14 protein-coding genes are annotated in these 18,551 nt (G+C 39.7%); 8 read left to right on the top strand and 6 right to left on the bottom strand.

Going from position 1 to position 18,551, the window contains the following annotated elements:
• Window positions 1–77: 77 nt before the first annotated feature.
• A complete protein-coding gene (locus BMX11_RS05480; protein WP_090882260.1) occupies window positions 78–1,970 on the bottom strand; it encodes a RecQ family ATP-dependent DNA helicase in 1,893 nt (630 codons plus the stop codon).
• A 71-nt stretch (window positions 1,971–2,041) separates the two neighbouring features.
• Between BMX11_RS05480 and BMX11_RS05475 the strand changes: the two genes are divergently transcribed.
• Entirely contained in the window at window positions 2,042–5,269 is a 3,228-nt protein-coding gene (locus BMX11_RS05475) for an amidohydrolase family protein (RefSeq protein ID WP_245738585.1), read from the top strand.
• A 330-nt stretch (window positions 5,270–5,599) separates the two neighbouring features.
• On the opposite strand, the gene BMX11_RS05470 is transcribed toward BMX11_RS05475, so the two are convergent.
• The gene (locus tag BMX11_RS05470; RefSeq protein WP_090882258.1) at window positions 5,600–7,798 is read right to left on the bottom strand and encodes a B12-binding domain-containing radical SAM protein; all 2,199 of its coding nucleotides are present in this window, start codon (window positions 7,796–7,798) and stop codon (window positions 5,600–5,602) included.
• A gap of 148 nt (window positions 7,799–7,946) precedes the next feature.
• On the opposite strand from BMX11_RS05470, the gene BMX11_RS05465 reads away from it, so the two are divergent.
• Window positions 7,947–8,657 carry a hypothetical protein gene (locus tag BMX11_RS05465; protein WP_139180131.1) on the top strand — a complete coding sequence of 237 codons (711 nt, stop codon included), beginning with the start codon at window positions 7,947–7,949 and terminating at the stop codon, window positions 8,655–8,657.
• 622 nt (window positions 8,658–9,279) lie between these two features.
• Here BMX11_RS05465 and BMX11_RS05460 read toward each other — a convergent pair.
• Entirely contained in the window at window positions 9,280–10,470 is a 1,191-nt protein-coding gene (locus tag BMX11_RS05460) for a BaiN/RdsA family NAD(P)/FAD-dependent oxidoreductase (RefSeq protein WP_090882254.1), read from the bottom strand.
• Window positions 10,471–10,525: 55 nt separating this feature from the next.
• On the opposite strand from BMX11_RS05460, the gene BMX11_RS05455 reads away from it, so the two are divergent.
• Both BMX11_RS05455 and purE read left to right on the top strand, forming a co-directional pair.
• Window positions 10,526–11,665: a 5-(carboxyamino)imidazole ribonucleotide synthase gene (locus BMX11_RS05455; protein WP_090882252.1), complete on the top strand. Its 1,140-nt coding sequence runs from the start codon at window positions 10,526–10,528 to the stop codon at window positions 11,663–11,665.
• Window positions 11,666–11,695: 30 nt separating this feature from the next.
• The gene (gene purE, locus BMX11_RS05450; RefSeq protein ID WP_090882250.1) at window positions 11,696–12,181 is read left to right on the top strand and encodes a 5-(carboxyamino)imidazole ribonucleotide mutase; all 486 of its coding nucleotides are present in this window, start codon (window positions 11,696–11,698) and stop codon (window positions 12,179–12,181) included.
• Between the two features lie 57 nt (window positions 12,182–12,238).
• Here the strand turns inward: purE and BMX11_RS05445 are convergent, their stop codons facing one another.
• The 3 genes from BMX11_RS05445 to BMX11_RS05435 all read right to left on the bottom strand — a co-directional run bounded on the left by BMX11_RS05445 (window position 12,239) and on the right by BMX11_RS05435 (window position 13,745).
• The gene (locus tag BMX11_RS05445; RefSeq protein WP_090882248.1) at window positions 12,239–12,439 is read right to left on the bottom strand and encodes a helix-turn-helix domain-containing protein; all 201 of its coding nucleotides are present in this window, start codon (window positions 12,437–12,439) and stop codon (window positions 12,239–12,241) included.
• Window positions 12,440–12,451: 12 nt separating this feature from the next.
• The gene (locus BMX11_RS05440) at window positions 12,452–13,099 is read right to left on the bottom strand and encodes a DUF2975 domain-containing protein (RefSeq protein WP_175474478.1); all 648 of its coding nucleotides are present in this window, start codon (window positions 13,097–13,099) and stop codon (window positions 12,452–12,454) included.
• An 82-nt stretch (window positions 13,100–13,181) separates the two neighbouring features.
• A complete protein-coding gene (locus BMX11_RS05435; RefSeq protein ID WP_090882244.1) occupies window positions 13,182–13,745 on the bottom strand; it encodes a YqgE/AlgH family protein in 564 nt (187 codons plus the stop codon).
• 45 nt (window positions 13,746–13,790) lie between these two features.
• On the opposite strand from BMX11_RS05435, the gene pdxH reads away from it, so the two are divergent.
• From pdxH to BMX11_RS05415, 4 genes are all read left to right on the top strand, one after another.
• The gene (gene pdxH / locus BMX11_RS05430; RefSeq protein ID WP_090882243.1) at window positions 13,791–14,441 is read left to right on the top strand and encodes a pyridoxamine 5'-phosphate oxidase; all 651 of its coding nucleotides are present in this window, start codon (window positions 13,791–13,793) and stop codon (window positions 14,439–14,441) included.
• 397 nt (window positions 14,442–14,838) lie between these two features.
• The gene (locus tag BMX11_RS05425) at window positions 14,839–15,735 is read left to right on the top strand and encodes a 3-hydroxyacyl-CoA dehydrogenase family protein (protein WP_217643809.1); all 897 of its coding nucleotides are present in this window, start codon (window positions 14,839–14,841) and stop codon (window positions 15,733–15,735) included.
• A 31-nt stretch (window positions 15,736–15,766) separates the two neighbouring features.
• Window positions 15,767–16,789: a Holliday junction branch migration DNA helicase RuvB gene (gene ruvB, locus BMX11_RS05420; protein ID WP_090882242.1), complete on the top strand. Its 1,023-nt coding sequence runs from the start codon at window positions 15,767–15,769 to the stop codon at window positions 16,787–16,789.
• A gap of 206 nt (window positions 16,790–16,995) precedes the next feature.
• On the top strand, window positions 16,996–18,504 hold the full coding sequence (locus BMX11_RS05415) for a bifunctional GNAT family N-acetyltransferase/carbon-nitrogen hydrolase family protein (protein ID WP_090882564.1): 1,509 nt from the start codon (window positions 16,996–16,998) through the stop codon (window positions 18,502–18,504).
• Window positions 18,505–18,551 lie beyond the last annotated feature (47 nt).

Here is an 18,551-nt window from a genome sequence, read left to right as displayed (position 1 = left end):
TGCTGAACGGTCTGATTGGTTAACTGCTTAAAGCGAACTGAAAACTGTTAATTCAAAACTGCCAACTGAAAACAGGCCTAAAGATAATACTTCTTCCCATCAGTTTTTATTTTGCCGGCATCTAATAATTCGCGAATGGCATCAAGCCTTTCATTCTCAGTGCCATTTTTAATATTGGGAACAAGTTCATCTAAGCTTAAAGGATTTTGCTGCAACATTGAAACGATTTCATAATCTATTTCATCTTGCTTCTGCCCCTCCATTCCGGCTTTTTTCTCTGCAAGACAAACATCGCACACGCCACATTTATCTCCGTTGGGTTCATCAAAATAAGTTAGCAGCTGAATGCTCCGGCAAGTATGGGCACTGGTGTAATTCACTACAGCTTCAATTTGCTTGAGTAAAATCTCTTTTCTGAGCAGTAAATATTTCACATCCAAATCAAAATGGTCCATATCTACTCTTGCCCTCACATACTGGAGTTGTGGCTGATCAGTTTGCTGAATGTAATTCAACAAATCTATCGATTGTAGCTGAGTTAAAACCACTATTACATCCTTGTAGGAAACGCCTATTTTCTTGGCGATATCAGCCTCATTTATTTTAACAAAACCATCAAAGGCACCGCCATGCGAGCGTAAAATGGTTTTAATGATTGGATCGAAAGCCCTGTTCTCAATCTGAAAGCGGTACACATCTTCATGACTGGCAGTGAACATCAACCTTGAAGGGAGAAATACACTTTCAGACAGCGTAAGATAACCGTCATGTTCCAGAAACTTCAATCCAGACAATACTTTTAAAACACTAATATTAAACCGCTTACAGAAATCAGCTACATCAAAAGTAAATGTTAAACCTTCACCAGCGCCAAAAGCCAGTTGAAAGTAATTCCCCAGATAATGATATATTTTTCTAATCTCATCAGGACTTGGGAAACGCTCTACATACCTACTTTCCAATCCTGCAACATCTGCCTGATTAGCCAGTAAAACTGCATAACTTCTTTTCTCATCTCGCCCAGCTCTTCCAGCCTCTTGATAGTAGGCTTCTAAGCTTTCGGGTAGATCTAAATGAATAACAAACCTAACGTCGGCCTTGTCTATCCCCATCCCAAAGGCGTTGGTAGCCACCATTACCCTGGTTTTATTTAGCTTCCAATCTTCCTGTTTTTTAAAACGACTGTCTCTTTCTAGTCCTGCATGGTAAAAATCTGCCTTAATTTGGTTGCGGTTCAAGAAGTTAGATACCTCTGCGGTTTCTCTTCTGTTGCGTACATATACTAATCCGGTTCCTTTTACATTATTGCAAATTTCAATAAGTTTTTTATACTTATCTTCCTTATTAAAAACCACATAACTAAGGTTATCTCTAGCAAAGCTTTTAATAAAAACCTGCGGATCTTTCATCTCCAGCTTCTCCACAATATCTTTCCTTACAAAAGAAGTGGCTGTGGCTGTAAGCGCTAAAACGGGTACATAGGGCAATATTTCACGAAGCTTAGCGATTTGCTGATAAGGAGGGCGAAAATCATAACCCCACTGAGAAATACAATGTGCCTCATCTACCGCAATCAGGTTCACATTCATATAAGATATCCTTGTGCGAACCAAATCAGACAATAAACGTTCTGGCGAGAGATAGAGAAACTTTATTTTACCATATATACAGTTGTCAAGCAAGATATCAATCTCTCTCTTGCCCATACCGGCATAAATGGCAATGGCTTCAATCCCTTTGGCTTTAAGGTTTTCTACCTGATCTTTCATCAGGGCAATTAACGGGGAAACTACAATACAGATTCCTTCTTTTACCAAGGCCGGAACCTGAAAGCAAATAGATTTCCCTCCTCCGGTAGGTAAAAGCGCCAAACTATCTTTACCATCTAACGCAGCGGCAATAATCTCCTGTTGCAAAGGCCTGAAGGCGGGATATCCCCAATACTTTTGTAAAATCTCTATTGCTGTCATAAATCGGCGGTATCAAAACTATAAAAAACCTACCGATATTGCTAAATTGCGGCAGATTTAATCATCATTTAATGAAATCACGCTACATCCTGCCCGCACTCTCCTTATTATTTTTAACTACCTCAGCTCAAGAAAAAAAGTGGGATATTGAAAAATATCAGGGCACTACGAAGAACTTTACCTTAAACACCAACGAGGGCACCTGGATGAATCTGGATGTAAGTCCGGATGGACAGGAAATTGTCTTTGATCTTCTTGGTGATATTTACACTATGCCCATTACGGGTGGAGGAGCTAAACTCATTAGCGGAGGTATTGCCTGGGACGTTCAACCTCGTTTTAGTCCGAACGGTAAGTACATTTCTTATACCAGCGATAAGAGTGGCGGCGATAATATCTGGATAATGAACCGTGACGGATCTGAAAAGAAACAAATTACTAAGGAAAGTTTCAGGTTATTGAACAATGCCACCTGGATGCCTAATAGCGAATATATAGTGGCAAGAAAGCATTTTACGGCTTCGCGCTCTTTAGGAGCAGGAGAAATGTGGATGTACAGCATTAACGGTGGCGACGGAGTGCAACTCACCAAGCGCAAGAATGATCAGCAGGATGCCGGAGAGCCTAATGTTTCGCCAGATGGCAAATACCTTTATTTTAGTGAAGACGTTACCCCAGGGCCTAATTTCGAATATAGTAAGGATCCTAATGGCACCATTTACGCCATCCGCCAGCTTGATTTGAATACAGGGAAACTGAGTACCCTGATCAACGAACAGGGAGGTGCCTGCCGACCACAGGTTTCGCCAGATGGAAATTATATTGCTTTTGTAAAACGGGTAAGATTGAAATCGACCTTATATGTACAAAACATTAAAACGGGTGAGGAATGGCCGGTAAATGACGACCTTTCTCATGACCAGCAGGAAACCTGGGCCATTTTTGGCGTTTATCCCAACTTTGCCTGGACACCCGACAGTAAAAGCCTGGTGTTCTATGCCAAAGGAAAAATCAGGAAAACAGAAGTTGCAAGCTTAATTAATTCAGAAATTCCTTTTCAGGCAAACACGATACAAACCGTTCAGAAGGCCTTACACTTTGAACAACAAGTTTTCAGTAATGAGTTTAATGCCAAAATGTTGCGTCAGCTGGTTACTTCTCCAGATGGAAAAACAATTGTTTTCAATGCCGCTGGTTTCCTTTACAAACAAGAGCTTCCAAATGGTACACCTGAACGATTAACCAATGGCTTGGATTTTGAATTCGAACCCAGCTTTAGTCCAGATGGCAAATATGTTGTTTTTACCACCTGGAACGATGAACTACGGGGAGCAATTAAACGCGCAGATCTTAAATCAGGTAAATTAATTACCTTAAGTGATGAAAAAGGGTTCTATTATTCGCCACAATACTCCAGCAAAGGTGATAAGATAGTTTTTAGAAAAGGGACTGGAAACGATGTTTTAGGTTATAATTATGGCCGTGGAACCGGAATTTTTATCATGCCTGCCAATGGCGGATCTAAAACATTGGTTTCGGAGAATGGTATTCGTCCGCAATTTAATAACACCGATACCAGAATCTATTTCCAAAGCAATGCAGATGGTAAAAAAGCATTAAAAAGTATCGATTTAAACGGTGCAAACGAGCGTACACACTTTACTTCTCAATATGCCAATCAGTTTGTGATAAGTCCAGACAACAAGTGGCTGGCCTTTAACGAGCTCTTTAACGTTTACATCACCCCAATGATCAATATTGGAGGGGCTCAGGATGCATCTGCAGGGAACAAAGCTATTCCTGTAACAAAGGTAACTACCGATGGTGGCACTTATATTCAGTGGAGTGCGGATAGTAAAAATCTGCATTGGACATTGGGACCAAAGTATTTTACAATTGGCGTTGAGGAAGCGTTTAATTTTGATGGTAAGACACCTAAAGCTCAAGCCAGTTCAACTGACATCAACCTGGTATTCAAATCAGACCTGCCAACAGGCTTAATCGCCTTAAAGGGTGCCAGAATAATTTCCATGAAAGGTGATGAAGTAATCGAAAATGGAACTATCCTTACCGATGGAAATAAAATTACCGCGCTTGGAAAAGCTGATGCAGTTACGATCCCCGCCAATGCAAAAGTGATCGATGTTCAGGGTAAAACCATTATGCCAGGTATTATTGATGTGCATGCGCATTTACGTACAAGTCCTGATGGAATTACGCCACAAAGTGACTGGAGCTATATGGCTAACCTGGCCTTTGGTGTAACCACATCCCATGATCCATCTAGCAACACAGAAATGGTTTTCAGCCAGAGCGAAATGCTTAAAGCCGGAAGATTGATTGGGCCAAGAGTTTATTCTACAGGATCAATTTTATATGGTGCAGATGGCGATTTCAAGGTGGTGATTAATAGCCTTGAAGATGCTTTAACGAACTTAAGAAGACTAAAAGCTGTAGGTGCCTTCTCTGTAAAATCTTACAATCAACCTAGAAGAGAGCAACGTCAACAGATTTTGGAAGCTGCGCGCCAGTTAAAAATGGAGGTTGTACCTGAGGGTGGATCGACATTTTTCCATAACATGAACATGATTGCGGATGGACACACCGGGATTGAGCACAGTATCCCTGTTTTACCCATATATAAAGATGTAACCACGCTTTGGAACAATACCGAAGTAGGCTATACTCCTACTTTAATTGTAGCCTATGGCGGCCAATGGGGCGAAAATTATTGGTATGACAGGACCAATGTTTGGGAAAATGAAAAGTTAATGAGTTTTACCCCACGGTCTATCATTGATTCGAGGGCAAGACGAAGAACCACATCTGAGTACAGCGATTACAACCATATTGATATTGCCAAAGCGACTAAACAGATTGCCGATGGTGGAACGAAAGTAAACTTAGGTGCCCACGGACAAATTCAGGGCTTAGGTGCGCACTGGGAGCTGTGGATGATGGTTCAAGGAGGCTTCTCCCCGCTTCAGGCGATTAGAAATGCAACTTTAAATGGCGCGAGCTATTTGGGTATGAATAAAGAAATTGGCTCATTAGAGGTGGGTAAGCTAGCCGACCTGGTAATTATGGATGCCAATCCTTTGGATGATATCCGTAATTCGGAAAAAATTAAATATGTTATGATTAACGGCCGTCTTTACGACAGTGCAACCATGAATGAAGTGGGCACAAGAGAAAAACTTCGGGGTAAATTATGGTTCGAAAATGCCAGAGGTAACGGATATATTATTCCGAATGGGGAGTCTGAAACCTGGACGTATACGGTACCGCATTGCGATTAAGGGGAATGATTGAATGACTGAGTTTTGAATGAGTGAATGTTAATAGCGAATCCCTCATTCTATCATTCTCTCATTCACTAATTTTAAATGACTGAGTTTTGAATGAGTGAATGTTAATAGCGAATCCCTCATTCAATCATTCTATCAATCACTAATTTTAAATGACTGAATTTTGAATGAGTGAATGTTAATAGCGAATCCCTCATTCAATCATTCTCTCATTCACTAATTTTAAATGAGTGAGTTTTGAATGAGTGAGTGTTAATAGCGAATCCCCCATTCAATCATCCACTCATTCTATCATTCACTAATTCTCTAATTTCTCTTCTATTACAACACCAAAAGACCATAATCTCTTAAGGTATTGATGGGTTTGGAGTACCAGAAGAGTTCAAAGTTTTCCATTTCAGCTTCGAAATCAGCTTTTACTTCCTGGAAAGTGTATACTTTATCGCTTGCAATCCTGATCTTATCCAACAAAGCCATTAACCAAACTCCTTCTTTCTGATTGGTTTGAATGGTAAATGTTTCCTTCTTGTCGTGAAAAGTTAAAGAGGCCATCTCCCAGGAGTTGCCTTTTTTGGTTTTAGTGAAATAATCTACAGCAGGTTTTCTTCCCATCCAAACCACTTTTGCAGTAGGTTTGATGTTAAAGAGATCGTGATCAACCAATGCCTTTTCAATAAAATCAGCGCTTATCTTAGTTCTTGGTATTTTAAAATCAAACCAATCTTGTAATTCATAATCGAAGCAGATGCCATGCATGAAATTAAACAGTGATTTCTTTAGGCCGTAACTAAATTTATTATGGTCTATGCCTGTTTTATCGATGTAATTGATGTCGTTATTCGCAAAAGTACCTACACAATTGGTTTCTTTTACCACCCCAAATTTTTCCGGGTACATGCCCACGGGACTGTGAGCGGTCATGGCAAACTGGTGCCAAAAGCCCGATTGTAGCACACCAGCTTCAAACAGCTGCCTCACCATTTCCAGGCTATCTACAGTTTCCTGTACGGTTTGCGTAGGGTAACCATACATGAGGTAAGCATGAACCATAACCCCTGCTTCGGTAAAATTCCGGGTAACTTTAGCCACTTGCTCAACGGTAACACCTTTATCAATCAGCTTCAACAAACGATCCGAAGCCACTTCTAATCCCCCGGAAACAGCAATACAACCAGATGCTTTTAGCAATAAGCACAAATCTCTGGTAAAGCTCTTTTCGAAACGAATGTTTGTCCACCAGGTTACTGCAAGGCCTCTTCTTAAAATCTCCAGGGCTACTTCTCTCATTAAAGCCGGAGGTGCTGCCTCATCCACAAAGTGGAAACCATTTTGTCCGGTTTGTGCTACTAATTGCTCTATCCGATCTACAATCTCTCTGGCTGCCACAGGCTCATAAACCCTGATATAATCTAAAGAAATATCGCAGAAGGTACATTTTCCCCAATAACAACCGTGAGCCATAGTGAGTTTATTCCAGCGCCCGTCGCTCCACATCCTATGCATTGGATTTACGATTTCGATGACAGAAATGTACTGATCCAGCAATAAATCGCTATAATCTGGTGTACCTACGTCCGATTGTTTATAATCATTTCTAAAGGAGTCATTGCGGTAAACGACTTGATTATTTTCTAAGAGAAAGGTTCGTTTATAGGTTTTGGCTGCTTCAGGGATATCCTGACTAATATTATGATAGAGTAACTCAATTGGCAATTCGCCATCATCAAGGGTAATAAAATCAAAAAACTCAAAAACCCGTTCATCTTTTAGCGAGCGTAATTCTGTATTGGGAAATCCACCGCCCATAGAAACTTTAATTTCGGAGTGATTGGCTTTGATCCATTGTGCACAGCGGAAAGCACTATACAAGTTGCCCGGAAAGGGCACGGAAATGAGAAATAATTGGGGTTGGATGAGGGCTATTTTCTCTTTTAGTACGGTAATAAGCACTTCATCAATATAACTTAATGGCGCGTTTAAAATCTCGTATAATTCGTCGAAAGAGTTCGCACTTCTCCCCAATCGCTCTGCGTAGCGGCTAAAGCCAAAATTTTCATCAATACATTCTACAATAAAATCAGAAATATCTTCCAGATAAAGCGTTGCCAGATGTTTAGCCTTATCCTGGGTACCCATGGCACCGAAAGCCCAATCTAATTCCTCTAATTGAGCAAATCGGGATGCTTCAGGTAAAAAATCGCCACTACAGATTTGTAATGCCAAAGTTGGATTCTTCCCCTGAAGAAAGGAAATTACGGCATCAATGGTTTTAATATATTCTTCCTGAAGGGCTATTATGCGTTTAGAATTGTCACTTACCTTATCGGTTAATGCCGAATGGTTAAACAACCTGGTAATTCCTTTTTTAGAAAACAATTCCAAAATTACTTCAATACCTAAATCGGCTTGTGTTGAAGTGATACCTTTTGTATTCAGGAAACCTTTTATATACGCCGTGGCTGGATAAGGAGTATTCAGTTGGGTAAAGGGTGGCGTTATGGCAAAGATCTCAGTTTTCAAAAGGATTTATTTTTATACTGCAAAAGTAAGGGATTTTTAAGGATTACAAGACTTCCAGAAATATATCAACGGAATTTTATGGCTCAAAAATGATTTAGGTGCCCTTTCTATTAAACTAAAGTGCCTGTTCTTGCGTTTTATGATTACCATGAAAGTTTTTCTCTTTTACTTGCTGATACTTATTGCTCAGGTTAGTGTGGCTCAAAAGGCTTTTCAGTTTCCAAAACTTAAACCTCAGGCTGTTTCTACGGCACAATTAAAACCTGGTAACTGGAATATCATCAGTACAGCAGAAGGCGACCTTAACGGTGATGGAACAGCAGACTTGGCTTTGGTACTGGAATATTTTAAAGCCATTGATGAAATCAGGGTTTACGGTGATAATACAACCGGCATTATCAAGGAAACTCAGAAACCCCGGATATTAGCCATTTACTTTAAAAAGGATGAGGTTTATACCTTGTCGACGCAGAATAACGACTTTATTTTACGCTCCGAAGAAGGTGGCAAACTCGGAGATCCCTTACAGCAAATAGCCATCAAAGATCAACAATTATATTTGCGTTTTCAGGGTGGAAATGAATGGCGCTGGGAATTGGGCTATACCTTTAAATTCGAAAATAAAGACTGGTTTTTAACGAATGCCATCAATCTTTATTACAATAATTCTCACGGGGATATGACCGAACGGATTTATAATTTTAAAGACCGGGAGTTATACACTACCCACGGTAATCTGTACAGACGGGATATCGGCAACTACAAAACAAGCGAAGTACTGTTTTTTTCTCAGCTGCGCACTTTCAAAACCTTTAAGAAACCCTGGGCCTGGGAGATTATGCCTAATGTGTATCTCTGAGGAGTACTTAGTATCGAGTGTTGAGTATCAAGTATTTAGTATTTAGTATAAAGTATTTAGTATTGAGATTGGGCGCAAAGGTTAAACTTCCAGACTAAGGACTAACGACTACGGACTAGGTACTGAATAGAAGTATCAAGACAGGGTGCAGTCTGACCAAAGGCAACAAAATCGTAGAAAGACATTGAATTGGTGAGGTGGTTCGTGTTGAGTTGCTTAGTTGAATGTTTATTTTAAATTAGTATAAAGTATTTAGTATCAAGATTGGGCACCAAGGTTATACTTCCAGACTAAGGACTAACGACTACGGACTAGGTACTGAATAGAAGTATCAACTACCCAGACGGGGTGCAGACCTTCAAAGGCAACAAAATCGTAGAAAGACATTGAATTGGTGAGGTGGTTCGTGTTGTGTTGCTTAGTTGAATGTTTATTTTAAATTAGTATCAAGTATTGAGTATCGAGATTGGGTGCAAAGGTTATACTTCCAGACTAAGGACTAACGACTAAGGACTAGGTACTGAATAGAAGTATCAAGACTGGGTGCAGACCTGCCTAAAGGTAACAAATCTAACTAAATCATTTTTGACTATGGACTTTGGACTCTAGACTTCGGACTATATTAAAGTTGTTGTGCAATTACGAAGCCACTAGCCCAGGCCCATTGAAAATTATAGCCACCCAGCCAGCCGGTAACGTCTACACACTCTCCACCAAAAAATAAATTTGGAATTTTCTTGCACTCCAAAGTTTTGGAAGAAAGCTCATTTGTATCTATTCCCCCGCGCATTACCTCTGCCTTATCGTAGCCCTTATCTCCTGCTGGCTTCACTTTGAAATGATGTATGGTTTGATCAATTAAATCAATATCTGCTTTAGTTAATGAAGCTACGGGTTTCTCCAAAGGCAAAAATTTCCCCAAGGCATCCGTGAACTTCTTCGTATAATATCTATTCAATAAGGTAGAAAGCATCGTTTTACCATTCGATTTCCTTTCCTCATCCAAAAGCACCTGAATATTTTCATTTGGCAGTAAATTGATATTGATAGGTTGTCCCCTTCTCCAGAACGAGGAAATCTGTAAAATGGCAGGGCCACTTAATCCCCAGTGGGTAAAAAGAATATTCTCTTCAAAAGCTATTTCATCATTGCTTACTTCAGAAAAAACGGCATTACCTGAAAGCTGTGCAAACCACTCTTCATCTTTACCGGTAATGGTTAGTGGAACCAGTGCAGGTGCTGTTTCTATGATGTTTAGTCCTTGTTTTCGGGCAAAACGTAAAGCAAAATCGGTAGCTCCCATTTTGGGAATAGGCAAACCACCCGCAGCTACAACCAGTTTTTCAGTATTTATAGTAACGAGTTTTCCATTTTTCTCATAGCTAACTTCAAAACCATCGGGAAGTATAACAATATCCTTTACCTCGGCATTACACCTGATTTCCTGTCCAAAATCTTCGCATATTGAGGTAAAAACCTGAACAACATCTCTGGCATTTTTTTCATCCGGAAATAATTGTCCCAATGTTTTTTCTTTACCTGTAATGCCATACGTTTCAAAAAAGCTCACCGTATCATCGACAGTCCATTGCGTAAATGCCGATTTCACGAAATGCGGATTTGCAGAGATAAACTGCTCAGCAGAAGCGAATTGATTGGTGTAATTGCATCGCCCGCCACCAGAAATTAAAATTTTGGCACCCGGTTTATCGTTTTTTTCTAAAACAATAACCCTTTTCCCCAGGTAGCCTGCTTGCACTGCGCACATCAATCCGCAAGCCCCGGCACCAATTATTATCGCATCTGCATCCATCAATAATCTAAATATTGTTACTTTTGTGCAAAATTAGCATACTTTTTCACACCTCATGGCAAAACAGATCAGCGAATTAAAATTAGGTATTTTAGGAGGCGGACAATTAGGGCGCATGCTCATCCAACAGGCAATCAATTACAATGTAACTTCATTAGTTCTCGATCCGGATCCGGATGCACCTTGCAAGCACATTTGTAATTATTTTGAAAATGGTTCCATTACCGATTTCGATACCGTTTACAACTTTGGCAAGAAAGCCGATATCATCACGATTGAAATTGAAAAAGTAAACATCGATGCCCTGGAGCAATTGGAGAAAGAAGGTAAACAGGTTTTTCCTCAATCGAGGGTAATCCGTTTAATTCAGGACAAAGGCGTTCAGAAACAATTTTTCAAGGAAAATGATATCCCTACCTCTCCTTTCCAAATTGTGAACACCAGGGAAGATATGCAGAACAGTCATTTTCAGTTTCCTTATATCCTTAAGCTTCGCAAAGATGGTTATGATGGAAAAGGCGTAATGCGGATTAATGGTGCAGAGGATTTAAAAGACGCTTTCAACGCACCATGTATTATTGAGAAACTGGTAGATTTTGAAAAGGAAATTGCGGTTATCGTAGCCAGAAATTCAAATGGCGATGTTAAAACCTTTCCAATGGTAGAAATGGAATTTAATCCTGAAGCCAATTTGGTAGAGTTTTTAATTTCTCCATCTACATATGCGGAAAGTTTACAGCAAAAGGCTGAAATGATCGCTAAACAAATCGCTTCTGCGATGAATATTACAGGTATTTTGGCTGTAGAAATGTTCGTAACCAAAGATGGCGAAATTCTGGTGAATGAGGTTGCCCCTCGTCCACACAACAGTGGGCACCAAACCATAGAAGGCAACTATGTTTCTCAATTTGAGCAACATCTCCGTTCCATCTATAATCTGCCTTTGGGCGATACCAGCAGCATTACCAATGCCATTATGATTAACCTTTTAGGTGAAAAAGGCTTTGAAGGTGTAGCGAAGTATGAGCACCTGGAAAAAGTAATGGCTATTGATGGGGTATATGTTCACCTTTATGGAAAAAAATATACCAAACCTTTCCGCAAAATGGGTCACGTAACCATTGTGGATATTGATCGCGAAAAAGCCATAGAAAAAGCAAGATACGTTCAGAAAACACTGAAAGTAATTGCCTAATTAATTAGAACAAGGATAAACCAATATAAAATGACTGAATTTAAAGTAGGTATCATCATGGGTAGCAAATCAGACCTACCTGTTATGCAAGATGCTGCAGATGTATTAAAAGACTTTGGGATCAACTATGAAATGACAGTTGTTTCTGCACACCGTACACCTGAAAGAATGTTTGAGTATGCAAAAGATGCAGCTAGCAGGGGTTTGAAAGTGATTATTGCTGGTGCTGGTGGCGCTGCGCATTTACCGGGCATGGTGGCCTCTATTACAACATTACCTGTTATCGGTGTTCCGATAAAATCATCTAATTCTATTGATGGTTGGGATAGTATTCTATCGATCCTTCAAATGCCTAACGGAATCCCCGTGGCTACTGTTGCTTTAAATGCTGCAAAGAATGCCGGACTACTGGCTGCTCAGATTTTAGCTACTGCTGATGAATCGCTAAGAGATAAAATGCAGGCTTACAAAGATGATTTGAGAAAGAAAGTAGAAGAAAGCGCTGCTACGATGTAGTCTAAATGTAATGAATTGATAGTCTGAGGCTTGCTAAGTACTTTAGACTATCAACCATTAATCAATATCAATAATATCTCCGGGTTTACAGTCTAAAACTCTACAAATCGCCTCCAAGGTATCAAACCGAACGCCCTTTGCTTTTCCCGTTTTGAGGATTGATAAGTTTACAATGGTTAGCCCTACCTTTTCCGACAACTCCGTTAAAGACATTTTTCGCCTGGCAAGCATAATATCTAAATTAATTACAATTGGCATAAGCTGTGTTTTTTAAACAAATGCTTCATTCTCCTGCTTAATTTGAACGCCCACTTTAAAAGCAAGTCCTAGAGCAATTACAACTAATCCTACTAGTGTAGTCGAATCAAAAAATTTTCGTCCATTGCTAAGTAAATATCCAGAATCATTCAGGTTTAGGGTAGCAATACAGTTTAAAAATAGTTCTTGTGCCAGCCAGCCTAATAATGGCAATAACATTAACAAGAAGCCCATTGAAATTATAATACGACCATTTTTGGCTGTAAAAACATTATCCCTTCTTAATGAAGCAAAAAAATATTTTGTCCCCAATGCCAACAAGCCAATACAGATCCAATGCAGGTATTGAGCGATTTGGAAAATGATTGCCGGAAATGAAAAAAGTTGCGAATAAGTTTTAAACCTTACTTCTACCGTTCCAATGTTTGTTTTTCTTACCACAACTTTGTTCCTGAACCAATCTTCAAGTGAAGCCTTAGGATCTGATTTATCAGAGACTCGTACCTGAACACCATACATGTCATAACCTTTAACGCTTTTGCTCAATGCAGGTGCCGAGGTAGAAAAAACCTTTACTAGAATAAAAATCACATAGAAGATGAGTGCAGCAGTTGCAAATCTGTCTAAATTTCTGATTAAACGACTTTCTGAGAGTTTCATAAGGCAATAATTTATGAAACAATAATACATACTATTTTAAAACAAAACAATAATTATTTATCGTTTTATTTTAAATAAAGATCTAGTTCAAACTCGGATCTACGGGAAAATTACTGATATGAGCGTATTTAGGACCAAGATTAACAATTACATCCCTCCACAACTGCTCATCATCATTACCAAAAATCAAATTGGTATCTGAGATATTACTGACCATCCAGGCGTTTTGCTCTATTTCCCTCTCCAGCTGTCCTGTATCCCATCCAGAATAGCCCATAAAAAATTTCACTTCATTCGCTTTAATCGCATTTGTATTCAACAGGATTTTAAGGGTTTCGAAATTTCCTCCCCAATAAATACCATTTCCAATCTCCTCGCCACTTTGCAGCTTATCGTAACACCTGTGAATAAAATGAAGGGTGTCTGCAGCTACTGGTCCGCCAAAATAAATGTGATTATCCGCTTCCCAGAGATCCTGGATAACATCATTTAGAATGAGATTCCCCACCTGATTCAGAATATAACCAACCGTTCCTTCATCACCATGTTCGGTTAATAAAACGACTGATCTTTTAAAATTAGGATCTGCCATGAAAGGCTCTGAAACGAGTAATCTTCCGGTTTGAGGTTTAATATTGTTTAGCATGACGAGAATCATTTGTGGCACCATAAAAGATGCGTATTTTTGTTTATGCAAGTTACAAATGAATTTCTACAAAACCTGCGCCAAGATTATAAAAGCGCAACGTTAGATGAGTCTGACGTAGATAATAACCCTATAGTACAGTTTAAAACATGGTTTGAAAATGCTGTTTCAGCGCAAGTTTATGAACCGAATGTAATGACATTGGCTACAGTAGATAAATCTGGCCGCCCCGATGCACGAATTGTACTGCTTAAAGGCGTTGATGAAGATGGCTTTCGCTTTTTCACCAATTATTTGAGTGCTAAAGGAAAAGAGCTTAAGAGAAATCCATATGCCTGCTTAGTTTTCTTTTGGCCTGACTTGGAAAGACAAGTTAGAATTGAGGGATCAGTAGAGAAACTAGATAAGGAAACCTCAGAAAACTATTTCAATACCCGGCCCGTATCAAGCCAGATTGGTGCTATTGCCTCTCCACAAAGTCAGGTTATTCCCAACCGTCAGTTTTTAGAAGAAAAATTTGAAGCCTTAAAATTGAGTAGTGCAGAAAAAAGTATTGCTAAGCCTGCACATTGGGGTGGATACATTGTTAAACCCACCCGCATAGAGTTCTGGCAAGGCAGAAGAAGCCGCCTGCACGACCGCATTAATTTTGAACTGATCAAAGGAGAATGGGTTAAAACGCGTTTGGCACCATAAAAAAGTCATTAAAAATAAATAGAGATCGGCTATACAGGAACATCTCTATTTATTTAAATAATCATTTTTACCATAAATTATCAGGCCGTCATTTTTCATTTTTTAATTAGTGTACTTTTACATAAAACTGAAGAGTAAATATTCATTTTTCGCAGATTAAACCAGAAACCATAAAAGAGAGGCTTTATATTTGAAGGATCAGTCACTGCATTGCCAAGAGCCGGGGTTCAGGTTGTGCAGACTCAAAAAAATGGTTAGTTTTAAATTTTCATTTGTATTGGAACAATGGAGCGCTATCCGCACATGAACAGTTCAATAATATATAGAAAAGCGAATAAGTTCATAAAGAGAATATCAATTTATTCAATTAAAAAAAATCTATCAAAAAAACCCCTCTATGATTAAAAATATTTCTGTAATTGGATCAGGTACTATGGGAAATGGAATTGCACATACCTTTGCGCAGTTCGGTTTTCAGGTTAATTTAGTTGATATTAACTCAAATGCTTTAGATCAGGCGATTAAAACCATAACTAAGAATCTCGACAGACAAGTTTCGAAAGGAACTTTAACAGTATCTGAAAAAGAAGCTACTTTAAAAAACATTACCACCTACACCACATTTGAGGAGGGAGTAAGCAATGCAGACTTAGTGCTTGAAGCTGCAACAGAAAATATAGATCTGAAGCTTAATATTTTTAAGGATTTAGATACTTTCGCACCCGAATCTGCTATTTTAGCTTCTAATACCTCCTCCATTTCCATTACCCAAATTGCCGCCGCAACACGCAGGGGCGATAAGGTAATAGGCATGCATTTCATGAATCCGGTGCCGGTAATGAAACTGGTAGAAGTGATTAGAGGCTATGCCACAACCGATGAAACTACCCAACTCATCATGTGCCTTTCGGAAAAGCTGAATAAAACGCCTGTAGAGGTGAATGATTATCCTGGTTTTGTGGCCAATCGAATCTTAATGCCTATGATTAATGAGGCGATATACACGTTGTATGAAGGCGTTGCAGGTGTTCGGGAAATTGACACGGTAATGAAACTGGGAATGGCTCATCCAATGGGGCCACTTCAACTGGCAGATTTTATAGGGTTAGACGTTTGCCTGGCGATACTTAAGGTACTTCATGATGGTTTTGGAAATCCTAAATATGCACCTTGCCCACTATTAGTAAATATGGTTGCCGCTGGCAGAAAGGGCGTAAAAACCGGAGAAGGATTTTACCAATACCTAGCAGGTTCGAAAGATTTGATCGTATCAGATAAATTTAAAAAATCCTAATTTTTTTAGCATTTAATTTTATATTTGCTTTATGAATGAGCATCTGGATCCAAATGCAAGCCATTTAACCCCTACCGATCGTGATATTGAACGGGTGTTAAGACCGCAAGCCTTTGAAGATTTTACGGGACAAGAGAAAGTGATGGAGAACCTGAAGATTTTCGTTCAGGCCGCAAAACTTCGAGGTGAAGCATTAGACCATGTGCTTTTACACGGTCCTCCAGGATTAGGCAAAACAACCTTATCGCATATTATTGCCAACGAAATGGCTACCGGAATCAAAGTTACCTCCGGACCTGTTTTGGATAAACCTGGCGATTTAGCAGGCTTACTAACCGGACTAGACACGGGAGATATCCTTTTTATCGATGAGATTCACCGACTGTCGCCACTGGTAGAAGAATACCTCTATTCGGCCATGGAGGATTTTAAAATTGATATTATGCTCGAAACAGGCCCTAATGCCCGTTCCGTTCAAATTTCCTTAAATCCTTTCACCCTGGTTGGTGCAACCACACGATCAGGACTGCTTACAGCCCCTTTGCGGGCGCGTTTCGGAATCAATGCCCGCTTAGCGTACTACGATGCGAAATTACTTACTACCATAGTGTTGCGCTCCTCTGAAATACTGAAAACTCCGATTAGTGATGAAGGTGCTTATGAAATTGCCCGCCGTAGCCGTGGTACACCTCGTATAGCCAATGCACTGCTGCGCAGAACCAGAGATTTTGCACAAATTAAAGGCAATGGAACCATTGATACAGAAATAGCCCGTTATGCACTCAATGCGTTAAATGTTGATGAGCATGGCCTGGATGAAATGGATAACAAGATTCTTTCTACCATCATCGATAAATTTAAAGGCGGTCCGGTGGGTTTAAAAACCATTGCCACGGCAGTTGGGGAAGATGAAGGAACCATTGAAGAAGTTTATGAACCTTTTTTAATCCAGGAAGGATATATTATGCGTACCTCCAGAGGCCGTGAAGTTACCGAAGCGGCATATAAACACCTAAAAAAGAACTACCCAGGACAAACGGGAAAGCTGTTTTAATTTGGGAACGAGTGAATGAAAGAAGGAGTGAATTTTGAATGGCTGAAGGAGTAAGTGTGCAAGATCCACTAAGCGACTGGCCAACTATTGGAATGGGTTTTCATTCAATCATTCAAAACCCAAACATGCAAAATCCGATCATTCAAAATTAACTTTCCACGAACATTTAAGTCGCTTGTCTGTTCATAATGTACAAATCAAACATTATGAATATTGAAATACGCAAATTAACGCTCGAAGACTATGCTGACCTCAAAGAATCTATGCTTCAGGCTTACGATAGCATGGGTGGGCAGATTTGGCCTAAATCGAGTATAGCAAAACTCTTAAAGATATTTCCAGAAGGTCAGCTCTGCATCGCTGTTGATGATAAGGTAGTGGCATGTTCCCTGTCTATCATTGTAGAATATGATGAATATGGCGACCGTCATACTTACAAACTCATTACCGGTGATTATAGCTTCTCTACGCACGATCCAAATGGAGATACCTTGTACGGCATCGAAATTTTTGTACACCCTGAATACCGTGGTTTACGCTTGGGCAGAAGGCTTTACGAAGCCAGAAAGGAGCTTTGCGAGAGTCTAAATCTTAAAAGTATTATTGCCGGAGGAAGAATACCTGGCTACCATGCTTACGCAGAAACCTTGTCACCACGACAATACATTGATAAAGTAAAAGCTAAAGAAATTTACGACCCCACACTTACCTTTCAAATATCTAATGATTTTCACGTCCGAAAGGTTTTGAAAAATTACTTACCGGGAGATCATGAATCGAAGGAATACGCTACTTTAATTGAATGGAATAACATTTATTACCAGGGAATCGACGCTTCCGCACGTTCCGCCATGACTATCCGCCTCGGACTGGTACAATGGCAAATGCGCCTGTTCCCGGATATGGAATCCTTTTACGAACAGGTAGAATTTTTCGTCGATGCGGTAAGCGGGTATAAATCGGATTTTGTGATGTTCCCGGAGTTATTTAACACCCCTTTGCTACAGCCCTATAATCATCTTCCAGAGATTGAAGCGATGCGAAAGCTGGCAGAAAAGACGGAAGAGATTGTGCAAAAAATGCATGAATACGCCTTGAGCTATAATGTAAATATCATTACAGGGAGCATGCCGATATTAGATGATGGCAAACTTTATAATGCGACCTATCTATGTCACAGAACAGGTAAAATTGATGAGTACAGAAAAATCCATATCACCCCTAACGAGCAAAAATACTATGGTATGGTAGGCGGAGATAAAGTGCAGGTATTTGATACCGATTGCGGAAAAGTGGGTATCCTTATCTGCTACGATGTAGAATTCCCGGAGTTAAGCCGCATTTATGCCGATCAGGGAATGCAAATATTATTTGTTCCATTTCTTACCGACACTCAAAACGGTTATACACGGGTTAGGCATTGCGCACAAGCCAGGGCCATTGAAAATGAATGTTATGTGGCCATTGCAGGGTGTGTGGGTAATCTGCCTAAGGTAAATAACATGGACATTCAATTTGCACAATCGGCTGTTTTTACTCCTTCAGATTTTGCTTTCCCCACTAATGCGGTTAAAGCGGAAGCCACTCCCAATACCGAAATGGTACTGGTGGTAGATGTTGATCTGCACCTGCTGGATGAATTGCATCATTATGGAACTGTTAAAATCTTAAAGGATAGAAGAAGGGATTTATATCAGGTAAAATTATTAAAGTAAGCTTTAACAAACACATATTAACTAACAGTTTTTTAAACAAAAATCCG

Origin of the sequence: Pedobacter rhizosphaerae, from assembly GCF_900111155.1 — a bacterium.
GTDB lineage: Bacteria > Bacteroidota > Bacteroidia > Sphingobacteriales > Sphingobacteriaceae > Pedobacter > Pedobacter rhizosphaerae.
Note: the sequence above shows the minus strand (reverse complement) of the source record. Positions and strands in the feature narration are given on the sequence as shown.

Bases quoted from the DNA above. Each gene is read 5' to 3' on its own strand.
- BMX11_RS05475 (WP_245738585.1), top strand. From the start codon at position 2,042: ATGAAATCACGCTACATCCTGCCCGCACTCTCCTTATTATTTTTAACT.
- BMX11_RS05465 (WP_139180131.1), top strand. From the start codon at position 7,947: ATGAAAGTTTTTCTCTTTTACTTGCTGATACTTATTGCTCAGGTTAGT.
- purE (WP_090882250.1), top strand. From the start codon at position 11,696: ATGACTGAATTTAAAGTAGGTATCATCATGGGTAGCAAATCAGACCTA.
- BMX11_RS05480 (WP_090882260.1), bottom strand. From the start codon at position 1,970: ATGACAGCAATAGAGATTTTACAAAAGTATTGGGGATATCCCGCCTTC.
- BMX11_RS05455 (WP_090882252.1), top strand. From the start codon at position 10,526: ATGGCAAAACAGATCAGCGAATTAAAATTAGGTATTTTAGGAGGCGGA.
- ruvB (WP_090882242.1), top strand. From the start codon at position 15,767: ATGAATGAGCATCTGGATCCAAATGCAAGCCATTTAACCCCTACCGAT.
- BMX11_RS05460 (WP_090882254.1), bottom strand. From the start codon at position 10,470: ATGGATGCAGATGCGATAATAATTGGTGCCGGGGCTTGCGGATTGATG.
- BMX11_RS05440 (WP_175474478.1), bottom strand. From the start codon at position 13,099: ATGAAACTCTCAGAAAGTCGTTTAATCAGAAATTTAGACAGATTTGCA.
- BMX11_RS05445 (WP_090882248.1), bottom strand. From the start codon at position 12,439: ATGCCAATTGTAATTAATTTAGATATTATGCTTGCCAGGCGAAAAATG.
- BMX11_RS05415 (WP_090882564.1), top strand. From the start codon at position 16,996: ATGAATATTGAAATACGCAAATTAACGCTCGAAGACTATGCTGACCTC.
- BMX11_RS05435 (WP_090882244.1), bottom strand. From the start codon at position 13,745: ATGCTAAACAATATTAAACCTCAAACCGGAAGATTACTCGTTTCAGAG.
- pdxH (WP_090882243.1), top strand. From the start codon at position 13,791: ATGCAAGTTACAAATGAATTTCTACAAAACCTGCGCCAAGATTATAAA.
- BMX11_RS05425 (WP_217643809.1), top strand. From the start codon at position 14,839: ATGATTAAAAATATTTCTGTAATTGGATCAGGTACTATGGGAAATGGA.